The organism is Psychrobacter sp. TWP2-1-2, from assembly GCF_049896785.1.
Taxonomy (GTDB): Bacteria; Pseudomonadota; Gammaproteobacteria; order Pseudomonadales; family Moraxellaceae; genus Psychrobacter.
The window spans coordinates 44,875-59,801 of sequence record NZ_JAFCVA010000001.1 but is presented as its reverse complement, the minus strand read 5'-3'; the positions used below and the strand labels follow the sequence as shown (position 1 = coordinate 59,801).

At 42.3% G+C, this 14,927-nt stretch carries 13 protein-coding genes and 1 pseudogene; 5 read left to right on the top strand and 9 right to left on the bottom strand.

The annotated features are described in order from the left end of the window. The first annotated feature begins 48 nt into the window (after positions 1–48). The 3 genes from ACP7AE_RS00270 (at position 49) to ACP7AE_RS00260 (ending at position 3,426) form a co-directional block, all read left to right on the top strand. Complete coding sequence (locus ACP7AE_RS00270; protein ID WP_157908393.1) at positions 49–213, top strand: hypothetical protein; 165 nt, start codon at positions 49–51, stop codon at positions 211–213. Positions 214–297: 84 nt separating this feature from the next. Then, positions 298–1,809 (top strand): M16 family metallopeptidase, encoded by a 1,512-nt coding sequence (locus tag ACP7AE_RS00265; RefSeq protein WP_426240952.1) that lies wholly within the window; start codon positions 298–300, stop codon positions 1,807–1,809. A gap of 69 nt (positions 1,810–1,878) precedes the next feature. Then, on the top strand, positions 1,879–3,426 hold the full coding sequence (locus ACP7AE_RS00260; protein ID WP_426240951.1) for a M16 family metallopeptidase: 1,548 nt from the start codon (positions 1,879–1,881) through the stop codon (positions 3,424–3,426). Positions 3,427–3,581: 155 nt separating this feature from the next. Here ACP7AE_RS00260 and ACP7AE_RS00255 read toward each other — a convergent pair whose 3' ends face one another. Beyond that, positions 3,582–4,157, bottom strand: a complete 576-nt coding sequence (locus ACP7AE_RS00255; protein WP_198329833.1) for a hypothetical protein — start codon at positions 4,155–4,157, stop codon at positions 3,582–3,584. A 183-nt stretch (positions 4,158–4,340) separates the two neighbouring features. Beyond that, complete coding sequence (locus tag ACP7AE_RS00250; protein ID WP_198329832.1) at positions 4,341–5,285, bottom strand: D-Ala-D-Ala carboxypeptidase family metallohydrolase; 945 nt, start codon at positions 5,283–5,285, stop codon at positions 4,341–4,343. 263 nt (positions 5,286–5,548) lie between these two features. On the opposite strand from ACP7AE_RS00250, the gene rodA reads away from it, so the two are divergent. Then, on the top strand, positions 5,549–6,691 hold the full coding sequence (gene rodA / locus ACP7AE_RS00245) for a rod shape-determining protein RodA (RefSeq protein WP_055124925.1): 1,143 nt from the start codon (positions 5,549–5,551) through the stop codon (positions 6,689–6,691). Positions 6,692–7,885: 1,194 nt separating this feature from the next. Continuing rightward, a pseudogene (locus tag ACP7AE_RS00240) lies at positions 7,886–8,227 on the top strand (septal ring lytic transglycosylase RlpA family protein); the annotation flags it as partial. Between the two features lie 181 nt (positions 8,228–8,408). Here the strand turns inward: ACP7AE_RS00240 and radA are convergent. The 7 genes from radA to hfq form a co-directional block, all read right to left on the bottom strand. Next, on the bottom strand, positions 8,409–9,848 hold the full coding sequence (gene radA / locus ACP7AE_RS00235) for a DNA repair protein RadA (protein ID WP_198330737.1): 1,440 nt from the start codon (positions 9,846–9,848) through the stop codon (positions 8,409–8,411). 358 nt (positions 9,849–10,206) lie between these two features. After that, positions 10,207–10,986, bottom strand: coding sequence for an LPS export ABC transporter ATP-binding protein (gene lptB / locus ACP7AE_RS00230; RefSeq protein WP_198330736.1), 780 nt, complete (start codon positions 10,984–10,986; stop codon positions 10,207–10,209). Positions 10,987–11,065: 79 nt separating this feature from the next. After that, on the bottom strand, positions 11,066–11,644 hold the full coding sequence (gene lptA / locus ACP7AE_RS00225; RefSeq protein WP_045452840.1) for a lipopolysaccharide transport periplasmic protein LptA: 579 nt from the start codon (positions 11,642–11,644) through the stop codon (positions 11,066–11,068). A 90-nt stretch (positions 11,645–11,734) separates the two neighbouring features. Beyond that, entirely contained in the window at positions 11,735–12,319 is a 585-nt protein-coding gene (lptC, locus tag ACP7AE_RS00220) for an LPS export ABC transporter periplasmic protein LptC (RefSeq protein ID WP_426240950.1), read from the bottom strand. Continuing rightward, positions 12,316–12,882: a KdsC family phosphatase gene (locus ACP7AE_RS00215; RefSeq protein ID WP_426241157.1), complete on the bottom strand. Its 567-nt coding sequence runs from the start codon at positions 12,880–12,882 to the stop codon at positions 12,316–12,318. The genes lptC and ACP7AE_RS00215 overlap by 4 nt, the downstream gene beginning before the upstream one ends. 99 nt (positions 12,883–12,981) lie before the next feature. Further along, positions 12,982–13,974, bottom strand: coding sequence for a KpsF/GutQ family sugar-phosphate isomerase (locus ACP7AE_RS00210; protein ID WP_055124929.1), 993 nt, complete (start codon positions 13,972–13,974; stop codon positions 12,982–12,984). Between the two features lie 229 nt (positions 13,975–14,203). Continuing rightward, a complete protein-coding gene (gene hfq, locus ACP7AE_RS00205) occupies positions 14,204–14,734 on the bottom strand; it encodes an RNA chaperone Hfq (protein WP_201553881.1) in 531 nt (176 codons plus the stop codon). Between the last annotated feature and the right edge of the window lie 193 nt (positions 14,735–14,927).

The following is a 14,927-nucleotide window of genomic DNA, read 5'->3' as shown; positions in this document are numbered from 1 at the left end:
CAATTACTTCACTATCGCTCACTCAACCCTCATTTTTAGGAATTATCTATGCCATCACTATCTAATACTGACAAAACGTACGGTAAAAAAGCAATCAGCATCAGCGCAGCTTTATTAGTAGCGACACTGGTACTATCTGCGACAGGCTGTAATACCACCCAAGAATTTAAGCCAACAGCCAGTGTGATGGTTGGGGCACATAAATCTTTATAAAACCTGCTATCTATCGCTAGTATTGAGAGTGATCTAACCACTGATCAATTTACAAGTTGCCATTTTATATAAGTAGAATATACCATGCCACTGCCTTTATCACCGTCGCCCTTACCTACCGCCTCTCTACGTCTTGCCTGCGCCTTAGCAATAGCAACGACTCTTGCTGCTTGCCAAACCAGTACTATCAGTGCTAACACATTGTCGACTGCTCAGAAGCCGGTCATTCAAAATACCTTGGGTAAAGATGAGCTAAATACCGCTAAATCAGGTCAAGACATTCAGCCCTCATCAGCATTGACCATGGATATGTCAGGTCGACACGAATATCAATTAGAAAACGGTCTAAAGGTAGTGGTAAAAGAAGACCATCGCGCACCTGTGGTAATGACTCAAATCTGGTATCGAGTTGGGTCAGCAGATGAGCCACTGGATAAAGGGGGCATCTCGCATTTGCTTGAGCATATGATGTTTAAAGGCACTACTAACGTTTCGAGCGACGACTATGAGCGCTTGATTGCTAAATTTGGCGGCGTCAATAATGCGTTTACCAGCTACGACTATACGGGCTATTACGAGCTATTCCCTGCCAACCGCTTTCCTTTAGCACTAGAGCTAGAAGCGGATCGTATGAAAAACCTACTGTTTAATGAGCAGGAATTTACCAAAGAGCACCAAGTTGTCATGGAGGAGCGCCGCCAACGCACTGATGATAATCCACTTGCCAAGGCTTATGAGTCATTTCGCTTATTGGCGCTTCCGAATAGTCCAAAAGGCGAATCCGTTATTGGTCCGATGGATGAGCTTGAATCCATTACCCTTACAGATTTAAAAGACTGGTATAAAACATGGTACGCACCAAACAATGCAACGTTAGTCATCGTTGGCGACGTTAAACCGCAAGAGGTGTTGGCTCAAGTCAAACGTTACTTTGGTGAGCTAACACCAAGCGATCTACCTAAACGTCCTGCCGTCAGTCAAAAAGGCTTCCGTGGCTATCAGAAAGTTGACTCCGAGCAAGCCGTACAAGTGCCAGTATTATTAATGGGTTATAACGTACCCAGTCTCGTCACTGCTGGTGCAGCTAATGAAAAACAAGCTTATGCGCTCTCACTGGCTCAAGATGTATTAGACGGTGGTCTCTCTGCCCGCCTTGAGAGGCGATTGATACGCGAGCAAGGTCTGCTGACCACGGTGGGCACTTCATATGACTTGCTAGATCGTGGCGATGGACTGTTTTTGATACAAGCGACTCCACGTGAAGGTGTCAGCTTAGAGCAAGCACAACAAGCCATTATGGCTGAAATAGAAAAGCTCAAAACCGATCCCATCGCTGCTGATGAAATCGAGCGTGCCAAAACCAATACGGTCACAGGGCTCGTCTATGCGCAAGACAGCATGGAAGGTCAGGCGCAGATGATTGGCTCATTACAGTCTATCGGTCTTGACGATACGCTGCTTGCCAAATTGCCCACCAAACTCGATAGCGTGACGATTGCTGACATACGGGCTGCTAGCAAAAAGTATTTGGTAAAGGATAATTTAACAGTGATGCATGTCATCCCACCTAAAGACCAAGCAGCGACAGAGAAATAATTGTGCCGTGTTAGCTCTTTATTCGATACAAGCGCCAATCATAAAGACCTTATTTATAAGAAGAAAACCATGACTCAAAATAGTGATTTGTTGCAAAATAGAAAAAAAGCGTGCAGCTCAATACCATCAGCAACCGCCACCATGCAAAAACTGTCGCATCTTAGTGTTGGCATCTTGCTAGGTCTAACAACGTTGACAGCACAAGCAAACACAACAGATGCTGAAGAATATCGTGGCTCTGCGGCAGTGGATACCAGCGCACCGATTGCCGCATTATCAAAGCTAACCAGCCTTGACGATGATAAACCGTTAACCGTTACTATCCCAACAATTCAGCAGTTCAAAACCAAGGCAGGCGTTCCCGTACGTTTTGTACAGACAACAGCCTTACCGATTGTCGATATCGACTTGCGTTTTAACGCTGGTAGCGCCCGTGATGGCAGTATTAGTAACACAGGCTTTGGTATTGCTAATATGACTGCCACTATGTTGACGCAAGGCTCTAAACGCTTAGACGAAAATGAATTTACTCGCGCTGTCGAAACCTTGGGCATCAATCTAAATAGTAGTGCTTATAAAGACATGTTTATTGTCTCGCTACGTAGCTTATCTGATGATAAGCATCTACTTCCAGCCGTTGATTTAATGACTCAGATGCTCAGCGAACCCGCTTTTGACGACAGCATCCTAGCACGTAATAAAGCACGATTATTGGTTGGTTTGCAGCAGCAAAAACAAGATCCCAACAGCCTTGCTAGCATCGCATTTAGCGAAGCATTGTATGGCGAGCATCCTTACGCCCATCCATCAGCGGGTACGCTTGAAAGCGTTCCTACTATCGAAAAGCAACAACTGATAGATTTCAAAAACCGCTACTTAGTCGCAGCGAATGCCTCTGTTGCCATCACTGGTAATCTAACCCTAGAACAGGCAAAAAAACTTGCGGAAGATATCACTAGCAAATTACCGAAAGGTCAGCCTGCAACTGAGCTGCCTGAACCAAAACCACTGAGCCAAGCCAAGCACATTCATATCCCCTTTCCAAGTACTCAAACCACCGTACTTATGGGACAATTGGGAGATAAGCGCGCCACCGATCCCCAGTCTCAGCAGAAGCAAACCAACTTTGCGGTTGGTAATGAGGTACTTGCGGGCGGTGATTTTAATGCGCGACTCATGACTGAGATTAGACAAAACTTGGGCTACACTTATGGCATATCAGGCTATATGAATCCCATGCTGGCACGAGGACCGTACCAAATCGGTTTTTCAACGCGTAATGACAAGGCGCGCGCGGCCATTGATGCCAGCTTAGCCGTTATCAATGACACTTTAGAAAAAGGAATTACCAGCACTGAGATGCGCTTAACGACGGACAATCTTAAGAATAGCTTTCCGATGGGTTTTGCGAGCAATGCAGGAATTAATGGCTTACTTGGGATGATGAATTTTTATCAATTACCAAACAGCTATCTAACTGATTATGTCAAACGTGTGGATCAAGTAAAGCTATCAGAAGTCAATCAAACCATGCAAGATACCCTTAAGCCTGATGATTTCTTAATTGTCACCGTTGGACAAGAGGATCCTTGGAAAGAGAAAAAGACTAATAAATAGCCGCACAAAGAAATGCTGGGCAACACTACTTAGTATTGCCCAGCATTTCTTTATAGATTGGCACTCTTTATGAGTAGTAATAAATTATGAATAACACTGTTTATGAGTGGTAATAAAAGTCGATAGTGAGTTGTCCATACAAAAAAATAATGCTCTTAACCAGAAATAGTCACTGCCACGTCATACATGAAATTTTCAGGCTTATAAGTTGCACCATTATAGGTCAATCGAATCACGTGCTTGTCATAAGAGTCTACTTTATAATCACCATTGGCGAAGTCATGCAGGGCTGGCACTATCAGTAGCGCTTCAATTTGACTGTCGTTAATGCTAACCGAGATCTGCTGACCACTGCGTGGGTATAAGAAATAATCACAATGATTATTCACCATCACTTCTGCAGTACGCTCAACGACCTGACTACCTATCTCTTCTTGTATAAGTTTTGGACAGATATCTGAGCGCTTTGAAGCCAGCCGAGCATAAGAGTTCTTAATATTATCTTCAATATCTTCAACGTCCTGTAAGTTTCTGTCAGGATCAGTAGCGGAATCTTCTGCCGTTAGAGAGCCTTGTTCAGAAAACGTTTCTGGGCTACAAGCACTGATCAATAAAAGAGATAGCAAGATTGAACCAAACAAAGCCATATATGTGTTATTTGATTGCAAAAACGCTTTTTTTGGCTTATCAGACTTATGTGTTTTCACCATCGTTGAATACCGCTTCTTCATAAATCCTACTTACAATAGACGCTATGTGATTTCATAAACTAAATGATCATTAACCATAGTTTTTTAATGCTAAACTATTTATCATTTAGCGCTGCCTTTCATCAGTATTATTATAGCGCTTTTACTCTACTTTAATTACCTCTGGCTCATATTTATTTGATTTTTTGATAGATCATAAATGACTTAATAACGGCACGAAGATGAGCTACTGGCATGATTAAAGCCCCATTTACGATAACCATCCGTGTCTAGATGTATCGCACCTGTAGCATATAGTCCTAAACCGAAATTATGAGATTGTCCTTGATATTGCCAAAACTGGCATAAGCCATCTTGCATCGTACTGAGCCGCCATAAGTTATCTTCATATTCTGGCACCCAGATGTCGATAGCACTGGCATTCATATGCTTGCTACTATCGGCGCCGCCTGCACAGTCATTAAGACCAGGACTGCGATATACCGAGCGTATTTCACTACTGATAGGTAGAATTCCTTGATGCTTCAATTCGCCGTACAAACGTAATGTTGGGACGATATTTGCCCATAACTCTTGCGGTGGCAACTGATAAGGCTCATAACCACATTTGCTCCAGCTTCGCGCTGTTGTGAGCAACTGCGACATAGGCGGTACATTGTGTACCCCTACCCGCGAATTTAGGTAGCGTTGAAAATCTGCTACTTGCCTAGCACGGTAGCTATTGCTATTCAACCACGCGTTAAAATCCATACTAATAGAATCAGTATAAGTACTATTGTAAGTATTATTCGCAGTGCTGTAGCTGTTATTACTGTAAGTTGTATTATAAGCAGGCGCGCGCCGATTGACATTCATGCGCTTATTTTCTTCAATAGACAGACTGTCATCGAACTCAAAATCACGCTGCTTTTGAGCAATCAATCCTTGCATGCTATCGCCACTCAGCATGGTAACGCCAGAATTATAGCTTGTAGTATTCGTCGAAGGTCTGATGTGAGCGTTACTGCTACTACCCTGACGTACTTGGATACGGCGCTCACTATTATCGCTGATAATAGCGGCATGAACAGAGATGCTACTGGCACACATGAGTAGTGCAAGCATAGGCTTATGAATCTGCCTATAAGGATATTTTTTTGTATTGGTCATTGCAACAAGCTACCGCTAAAAACGTTTTATCGATACTATCAAATTTTCAGCAAGCAAGCTAAACTATCGCCTCTAATCAGAGGCGTGTTATTGGTAATTAACACTTATCCTTATAATTTTTATAATTATGTGACTTTATTTCTTATGTGTTACTTTATCTACGATATTTTACTTGCATAGATATAGATATGGTGCGATTACCTTTAAATGTTGATTTGATTTGAAACTTCCCTCTTACCTCAATTGCCAGACACACTTTGCCTATGTCTTCTAATCCACAATACCGTTTTTCACGTCAGAGCCATCATTTAGGCCAAGGCCATGCACCATCGTTATGGCAGCGTATACATATCGATCCATGGTTGACCCTTCTCTTATTGACGGTTTGCTGCATTGGTTTGACAATTTTATATAGTGCGGCCGGTCAAGATGTCGGTATGGTATTACGTCAAATGGTCAGCTATGGTGTGGCCTTTACGGTTATGTTTATCATGGCACAGATACCGCCTAGCCTTTATCGCACTTTTACACCCATCTTTTATGTAATGGGATTAATTTTATTGGTATTGGTAGATATTATCGGTGAAGTACGTATGGGTGCTCAGCGCTGGATTAATTTACCAGGGTTTGGCAGTGTGCAACCCTCAGAATTTATGAAACTTGGGATGCCAATGATGTGTGCTTGGTTTTTATCCAAGCGTGATCTACCGCCCTCTCTATCTAGCATCGTCATTACCTTAGCCTTAATCATCGTCCCTGTATTATTAATTGCAAAAGAGCCTGATCTTGGGACGTCGCTATTGGTGGCAGCCAGTGGTATTTTTGTGCTTTTTTTAGCAGGGTTGTCTTGGCGATTGATTTCAGCTGCTGCCATATTAGCGATACCGCTTATTGCGATTGCTTGGAATTTTCTATTACATGATTATCAGCGTACCCGTGTCTTAACACTGCTCAATCCAGAAGCCGATGTACAAGGGGCTGGATGGAATATCATTCAGTCAAAAACCGCTATCGGTGCGGGTGGGCTCACTGGTAAGGGCTATTTAGAGGGCACGCAGTCGCATTTACATTTTTTACCAGAAGGTCATACTGATTTTATTATCGCGGCTTTTTCAGAAGAGTTTGGTTTGTTGGGCGTGATTTTATTAATGTTCATTTATTCCTGTTTGCTCCTGCGCGCCTTATACATCGCTTTCACCCATCCTGATGTATATAGTAGATTACTAGCGGGTGCAATTGCCATGTCTTTCTTTGTTTATGTGTTCGTTAATGTGGGTATGGTTGGTGGTATTTTACCCGTCGTTGGCGTTCCTCTGCCCTTCATTAGCTATGGCGGTACTGCGATCGTCACTTTGATGGCAGGATTTGGACTACTTATGTCCATTCACACTCACAAGCCCAGTTGATGCACAGTTACTAGTGATTCTCTAATGAACATTCAAACTTCACCTTAATGTTATTCATGTTAAAAATCAAAAAATACAGGCTATATAAAAGTCGTAAGGCGGATGAACCAGCCAATTAAAGTCTTCATTTAGAGTGTTGTCACATGCAAAATGGTCGAAAATAAATATAAATCAACAACAAATTAAGAGTTTCTAACAAATTTTATTGTTTCATCATTTTATGGAAAGTCCTATAACTTGCCATAAAAATCCTTCTATCTACTTTTAATAATAAATACAAGCCATTGATTTAATTGAAATAATTAAAAAAAACCCTCATATTTCCTCTCATTAAAACACTTCGTTGCCAATTGGTACTGATAGATTTTAATCCTTGTTTTTTACAAATAATTGCGTTAACCTCGTTTAACTGTACTTTGATACATAACCCGTACATAGCTACTAATAAACTTTGCATTTAATTATATTTTGGTTGTAGCTCGTACGTATAGTTAGCGAATTGTAGATTGCAAGCTTTCAAATACACTACTTAATTAACGGTTTAATAACAAAGACACACGTAAGGCCTTCTAAAACCTTTATTAATTTAGCAATGTTAGAAAATTTGTAAATAGCAAATATAGCGGACTCTATACTCAACCTTTGTATTTAGATTGGGTATTCTACTAATATCGTTAGCTGTCATTTGAGCGTTTCATAAGTATCTTTGGTCGTATTATCCTGACCCGCTTATGATAATAAAATGAAAAATTACCATGCCTTAAAATCTATAAAAGCCACGTTTAGTATCAATAATTATATGAAAAAAATATTGATGATGCGGCTTTAGAGTTTGTGACGCTGTTAGATTGGTCTAACATTGCCACGCTCAGTCTAGAACTATTAGAGTTAGATTTTAAAGTATAAGTTATAGAGGTATCTATGAATAAGCGTTTATCTGGTTTACTTACCATGTCAGCAGTATTGTTTGCTGGCTCCGCAGTTGCTACTAATGCAAATGCTGTAGAAGCAAAAACCTCTCTTGCGATGATTTCACAAGATAACGCCTCCCATATCGATCGTATACTTGGTGAGCTTAGCCGTCAGCATGATGGCGCATCAAGTTTGGTGAAGTCAGCACGCCAACCAACTTCATTGGCACTTAGCAGCTCGCTGTTAGCCAGTGACACCTCTCAACTGACTAATGATGAAGATGTATTAGAGCGTCTGACAGCCGTAGCCTCTAACTCGGTCAGTAAATTTAAGCAAACAGGCCTAGCCTCTTGGTATGGTCGTAAATTCCATGGTCGTAAAACAGCCAGTGGCGAAACATTCGATATGAATGGTTTGACAGCGGCGCATCGTTCACTGCCATTGAATTGCTATGTTAAAGTCACGAATAAGACTAATGGTAAAAGCGTCGTGGTAAAAGTGAATGATCGTGGTCCATTCCATGGTAACCGTGTGCTAGATTTGTCTTATGGTGCTGCCAAAAAACTCGGTATTACAGGTAAAGGTGTGGGTAATGTTGCTATTGAGCGCGTTTCAGGACCATAATTCTAAAAAACAGTCTATTTGCATTAAACCATAAAAAAAACCATAAAAAGCGCCTAACACATCAGTGTTAGGCGCTTTTTTGTAGTTTCAGTTTATTGTATCCATTAGGCTACAGATAAAGCTGTAGCGCTTAGCAATAATTTATAAAACAACCATAATCAAAATGATTAACCCTTACACTTTACAGTTCAAATGCACTTTCAATGGCATCATCAAGACGTTCAACGGCAATCACATTGATGCCTTTAAATTGAGGAGCATCCTTAGCAGGCGCATTGGCTTTTGGAATAATGGCGTGCTTAAATCCATGTTTCATCGCTTCCTTCAAACGTTCTTGACCGTTCGGTACAGGACGGATTTCACCCGACAATCCCACTTCACCAAATACAGCCAATGACGATGGCAACGCTTTTTCTTTAATACTTGAGGCACAAGCCAACAATACTGCTAAGTCAGATCCCGTCTCTATGACCTTGACACCACCGACGACGTTGACATACACATCTTGTCCGCTGGTATGAATGCCGCCATGACGATGCATGACGGCCAGCAGCATGGACAGGCGCTGAAAATCCAATCCTAATGCCATTCGTCTAGGTGAGCCTTGCGAATCATCCACTAACGCTTGTACCTCCACCAACAAGGGTCGTGTGCCTTCGCGGCTGACCATGACGACAGATCCAGCAACGGGTTTGTCATAGCGACTCAAAAATATCGCTGATGGATTGGCGACCTCTTTCAGTCCCATATCTGTCATACCGAAAATACCTAATTCGTTGACGGCACCGAAGCGGTTTTTGACGGCACGAATCATCCGAAAGCGTGAGTCTGATTGACCTTCAAAATATAAGACCGTATCAACCATGTGTTCAAGAACGCGCGGCCCTGCGAGCGTGCCTTCCTTGGTCACGTGACCCACTAAAAATAGCGCGGTGCCAGTCTGTTTGGCGTAGCGAGTCAAGATAGCCGCAGACTCTCGAATTTGACTGACGCCGCCAGGTGCAGAATTGATTGCATCCGTATAAATGGTTTGAATAGAGTCAATAATAGCGATGGCGGGCTGCTCTTGAGTCAAGGCGGCACAAATAGTCTCTACATTGGTTTCGGCCAGTACGCGTAATCTATCGGCCGGTAAATCTAAGCGCCTAGCGCGCATAGCAACCTGTGCCAATGATTCTTCACCAGTCACATACAAGGCGCTACCTGCCAACGAGTCGGCACGTGCCATATTAGTCGCAGTTTGCAGCAAAATCGTCGATTTACCGATACCAGGATCACCGCCGATTAAAACGACTGAACCAGCAACCAATCCACCACCAAGTACACGATCAAACTCACTAATACCAGTTGGTAAGCGTGTGTCTAGCGTTACGCTCACGGCATTGAGCGGCATGACCGCACTATGCGTACCCGAATAATTTCCTGATGGTGCACCACCTGATTCACGAGATGCTGATCGATTTGCTGCTGGTTTAGAAACGTTTTTATTGTGATGCGGCATGCTGACATTTGGTGCTTCAACCAAGCTATTCCATTCACCGCAATCGGTACATTGCCCTGCCCACTTGCCAAAATGCGCGCCGCAATGCTGACAGACATAACTACTTTTATTTTTTGCCATAACGTATGAACCTTATTCAAGTGTCCAATCAAGATTAATTGATAAAATATCGTGACGCTCTGATAAGCGTTAATTTGAGAATGATCTTTGAGATAAATTAGCCATCAGTATGATGGACTAGATCTTATAGAAGAGGTGATGCTAAATATGATGAATAGCTAGATATAGGAAAAGTAGCAAGCGCTGTCTTGAGAACTTAATGGAAATTATAAGTTTAACAGACAGCGTAAATAGTAGCACGAAAAACACGTTAAGATATTAAGGGTGTATTAAACATTTAAAAATACGCAGAGCTAATCGATGCGCATTTAGCAAAAAAATGTATTCGAGACAAGTACAATATTCAACACATCCTCATTTATACGTGAAAGTCTTTACCCAGATAAACGGCTTTTACCAATTCATTTTCTAACACTTCACTAGAAGTACCCTCAGCGATAATAGAACCTTCTGAGACGATATAAGCTTTCTCACAAATAGCCAAGGTATCGCGAACGTTATGATCGGTAATCAAAACACCAATACCACGATTTTTGAGGGTCAAAATAACGTCTTTGATATCACCAACAGAGATAGGATCCACGCCTGCAAATGGCTCATCTAATAAAATGAATTTTGGGTCAGCCGCCAATGCACGGGCAATTTCACAGCGACGACGCTCACCACCTGATACGCTCATGCCTAATGATTTTCGTACATGCTCTAGATGGAATTCACCGATTAGTTTTTCCAGCTCTTGCTTTTGCTCGCTTTTATTTAATTCTTTGCGAGTTTCTAAAATAGCCAAGATGTTGTCTTCGATAGACAATTTGCGAAAAATAGACGCCTCTTGTGGTAAGTAACCAATTCCTGCACGCGCACGCTCATGCATGGCATATTTAGACAGATCCATTTTTCCTAAAGTGACACGGCCTTTATCCATATTGACCAACCCTACCACCATATAAAAGCTGGTTGTCTTCCCTGCACCATTTGGACCTAATAAACCAACGACTTGCCCTTGTTCTACGGAGAAAGAGACATCTTTCACAACCCAGCGCTTACCATAGCGTTTGCCTAGATTTTGCATTGATAGTCGCGTCGCAGGTGCTGCGTTGTTGTTGGTTGCTAAAGGGTTTGTATTTTTATTATCACTCATAACTTACTCATACGGTTGCAGAATTCAAGCACTGATACACTAAAGGGTGTTGATACAGTTACATTCACCATTCAGCTTTTTAGCGGATGCTACTTTGGCTACCATTACTACTGGGCGGAAAGACTAACTCTACGCGCTGATTACCGCCAGCAGTTGCTTCAACATCACCAGCTTTTAGGCTATAACGAATGACATTACCCGCAAAACTTGCGCCATTTTGAACCAACTTAGCATTACCCGTCAAAGTAACAATACCAGTGACCGCATTATAATCAATCTTATTGGCTTGACCTTTCGCCAGCCCTTTTTCTTGTGTGACTACCTGTTGCATGGTTGCAGGGCGTCCGGTCGCTACTGCTGAATTGATACTACGACCCTGTGATAGGTTAACCGTAATGTTATCAGCGGTCATTTTAAACGTACCTTGAGTGATAATAACACTACCCGAGTAGCTGGTAACGCCTGTACGCTCACTATAGGTCGCTTTATCAGCCAATAGTTTTATTTCTTGATTGGCATCTGATGGCAGCGCATGACTGTAAAGTGGTAGTGCCAGCAGCATAACCGTTGGCAGCACATGTAATTGACGCAAGCGGCACGATGTTAGATTGAAGCGTGCTAATGATGAGCGCAAAGTAGGCAAAAATTTAGATGTCATAAAAATCACTCGTTTTATAATGGGTAGTAGGATTTGCAAACTTTATGCTAGCTGCTATTTTTATTACATAATCAATAAGAGTTACTGCGATCAAAACAATGCTTTATCTTGGCGTTCAGCTGGAGTAAAAGTGACAGCCACTTGACCAAACTCATATTCACCGGTCTCAAGGTTGGCTGTCATGCTAGAAGCTTCAAACCGATTCATGCCTTGTTCAATCTTAACAGGCGCGTCACTATATACTTGCCCTGATTTGGTATTGCCTTTAAGGATACTACCTGTCACCTTTATCGGTTCAATATCTGGCGCGTCTTTATTGCCTTCACTGACCAGTGAAAAGCCCCCTGACAAGCTGAGTTCACCCGTCTGCTGACTGATAGCAGCACTACCCGCTTCAATACGATAACGCTGCTCTGCCGATGGCTCCCAATTCATAGTGATGCCTGACATCTCGTCTAAATTGGTCTCTGGATTGTGCGTCAATGTTTTGGCAGTCAGCTCATACTCAGTTTCGCCTTTCTCATTAGTCTGTACCGCTTTGATATCTGTTGCTTCATAATCAACATCGGTCGCTTCCATACTAACTGGCGGCGCTATCTCTCCTTGCTGTTGAAAAAACCAACCTGCAATACCAGCAATAATCAAGGCAAGAACTATTAAAACACGAGTATTCACGACAAATCATCCTGAGTTTTTTCTGCATCAAGCGTATAGTGCGCGATGAAGTCTTGATAGTGTCCATGACCTTTCAAAATGAGGTCACATACTTCACGTACAGCGCCAGTGCCACCTGCTCGGGTGGTGACCATGTCACTGCGATTGATGACTTCAGCATGCGCATTGGGTACTGTTGCAGCAAATCCAACGGTCTGCATTGCTTTAATGTCTGGTAAATCATCGCCCATATAAGCGCAATCAGCAGCCGTGATATTGAGCGCTGGATCAAGTATGGTTAGTAGCTCATTTAAAGCAACCAGCTTATCATCACGACCTTGCACCACATAATTAACGCCCATTTCCGTGGCGCGCTTATCTACCATGGCACTGCTACGACCTGTAATAATAGCCGTCAAAATGCCATAACGTGCTAACGACTTAACGCCTACGCCATCATGGACAGAAAAGGCCTTGGTCTCGATACCATTGGCATCATAGATAATTTGACCGTTTGATAAAATACCATCGACATCCATTATCAACAGCTTTACTTGTCCGGCTTTTTTGATTAAGTCTTGCATCATGTCCCTCTTTCTTAAGGCTATTTTTTACATTTTATTGTTATAAATAGATACTGTGTGAATCTATACTGTACAAACCGATATCTTTATTAATTCTATTTATTTTACACCGGCTTGTAGCAAATCATGTACCGTAATAATTGCTTCTAAACGATCTTGGTCGTCAATAATTAGCAACTGGCTAATACCATTTTCATTCATCACACTGAGCGCGTCTGATGCGCGCATGGTCTTGCTAATGCGCCGTGGATTACTAACCATTACTTCACCCATCGGCGTTTGCAAATCGATGCCCTTTTCTAGACCACGGCGTAGGTCACCATCTGTAAATACCCCAACCACCTTATCATTATCATCGGTCACCACCGTCATTCCTAAGCGCCCAGCAGACATAGTAAAAAGCGCTTCTTGCAGTGGCGCTTGCTGATGAATAAGCGGCAAATCTTCTGACTTAGTATGCATTAAATCTTCAACTCGCGTTAGCAGCTGACGACCCAATGCGCCTGCTGGATGCGATAATGCGAAATCCTCTGAGGTAAAGTTGCGCGCATGGACTAAGGCAACGGCCAATGCATCGCCAAGCGCTAAGGTCGCCGTGGTACTGGAAGTAGGAGCAAGATTAAGTGGACAAGCCTCTTGCGATTTACCGAGCGTCAATACAATGTTCGCGGCACGAGGCAACATACCGCGCTTATCACGGCTAATACTAATCAGTGGAATATTTAGGTGTTTGACCACTGGCAGCAGCATCTTAATCTCATCAGACTCACCAGAGTTAGAGATAGCAAGCAGTACATCACCTTTTACCAACATGCCTAAATCTCCATGCCCAGCTTCACCAGGATGCATAAAAAAGGCTGGCGTGCCAGTAGAGGCAAACGTCGCCGCTATTTTACGCCCAATCAATCCTGACTTACCCATACCAGTGACCACGACTCGACCCTTACAAGCCAAAATAATATCGCATGCTTGTGCAAACCTATCGTCTATCTGCTCTGTTAGCAAAGCCAATGCCGATATCTCAGTGTTAATCGCTTCGATGGCCTTACTAATAAACTGCTCATGGGTTAGATTGATTTGGGTATTACTCATGGATTCGCTCTATTTTATAATGAATCAATACTGTATTTTACTATACTATGCCCAATATTAATAATAATCTAAGAAACCAATCACTAACAACTCGGCACGTCATTTCAGACCATTATTATACGTTTGTTTATACAAAAAAAACCCACTATAAAAAGCAGGTTTTGATCGGATAAATCACGTATTAGTAATGCACCTTCGATAATGAATCTTGCTCTCTAACCCTTAGTCTCTAACCATTGTTATCATTAGATCCATCATTTGGTTTTTCCTCAAAACCCGTATTTTCTGCTGGGTTTTCGAAACCACGGTCTTGACCAAAACCGCCACGCTCAAAGCCACGCTCCTGACTCTGACCAAAGCTACCACGCTCAAAACCACGATCTTGACCTTGGCTAAAGCCGCCACGATTAAAACCACTGCGATTAGACGCAAAACCGCGTTCTTCAAAGCCACCTGTGCTAGCAGGATTACTACCGCGTTCAAATCCGCCGCCTTGATAACCTGCTGGAGCAGCGCTTTGCGGTTGGGTGCTCGTACCTGTCGTCGTACTGCTACGTGGATTACGTGCCGGCACGACGGTTGAGATAGCGTGTTTGTATACCATTTGACTGACAGTGTTTTTGAGCAATACCACGTACTGATCAAATGATTCAATCTGACCTTGCAGCTTGATACCATTGACCAAAAAAATAGAGACAGGAATGCGATCTTTGCGCAGCGAGTTCAAAAACGGATCTTGTAAAGTTTGTCCTTTTGACATGAGAGCTCTCCTAAATATTATTAATTATGTTTTAATGCCAATTATTTTAAGTGTTAATTTAATTATAATGGCTAACGGCAGATACAATAATAAATTTTCTTTATAAAACGTATCTAAATAAACGCTACTTGTTCTTAAGTGATTCCACTTTATCGCGAATACATTATTATTGTAAATAATTAAGTAACTAGTT

Bases quoted from the DNA above. Each gene is read 5' to 3' on its own strand.
- ACP7AE_RS00260 (WP_426240951.1), top strand. From the start codon at position 1,879: ATGACTCAAAATAGTGATTTGTTGCAAAATAGAAAAAAAGCGTGCAGC.
- ACP7AE_RS00215 (WP_426241157.1), bottom strand. From the start codon at position 12,882: ATGCAAGACTTAATCAAAAAAGCCGGACAAGTAAAGCTGTTGATAATG.
- ACP7AE_RS00250 (WP_198329832.1), bottom strand. From the start codon at position 5,285: ATGACCAATACAAAAAAATATCCTTATAGGCAGATTCATAAGCCTATG.
- ACP7AE_RS00210 (WP_055124929.1), bottom strand. From the start codon at position 13,974: ATGAGTAATACCCAAATCAATCTAACCCATGAGCAGTTTATTAGTAAG.
- hfq (WP_201553881.1), bottom strand. From the start codon at position 14,734: ATGTCAAAAGGACAAACTTTACAAGATCCGTTTTTGAACTCGCTGCGC.
- ACP7AE_RS00265 (WP_426240952.1), top strand. From the start codon at position 298: ATGCCACTGCCTTTATCACCGTCGCCCTTACCTACCGCCTCTCTACGT.
- lptA (WP_045452840.1), bottom strand. From the start codon at position 11,644: ATGACATCTAAATTTTTGCCTACTTTGCGCTCATCATTAGCACGCTTC.
- rodA (WP_055124925.1), top strand. From the start codon at position 5,549: ATGTCTTCTAATCCACAATACCGTTTTTCACGTCAGAGCCATCATTTA.
- radA (WP_198330737.1), bottom strand. From the start codon at position 9,848: ATGGCAAAAAATAAAAGTAGTTATGTCTGTCAGCATTGCGGCGCGCAT.
- ACP7AE_RS00255 (WP_198329833.1), bottom strand. From the start codon at position 4,157: ATGAAGAAGCGGTATTCAACGATGGTGAAAACACATAAGTCTGATAAG.
- ACP7AE_RS00270 (WP_157908393.1), top strand. From the start codon at position 49: ATGCCATCACTATCTAATACTGACAAAACGTACGGTAAAAAAGCAATC.
- lptB (WP_198330736.1), bottom strand. From the start codon at position 10,986: ATGAGTGATAATAAAAATACAAACCCTTTAGCAACCAACAACAACGCA.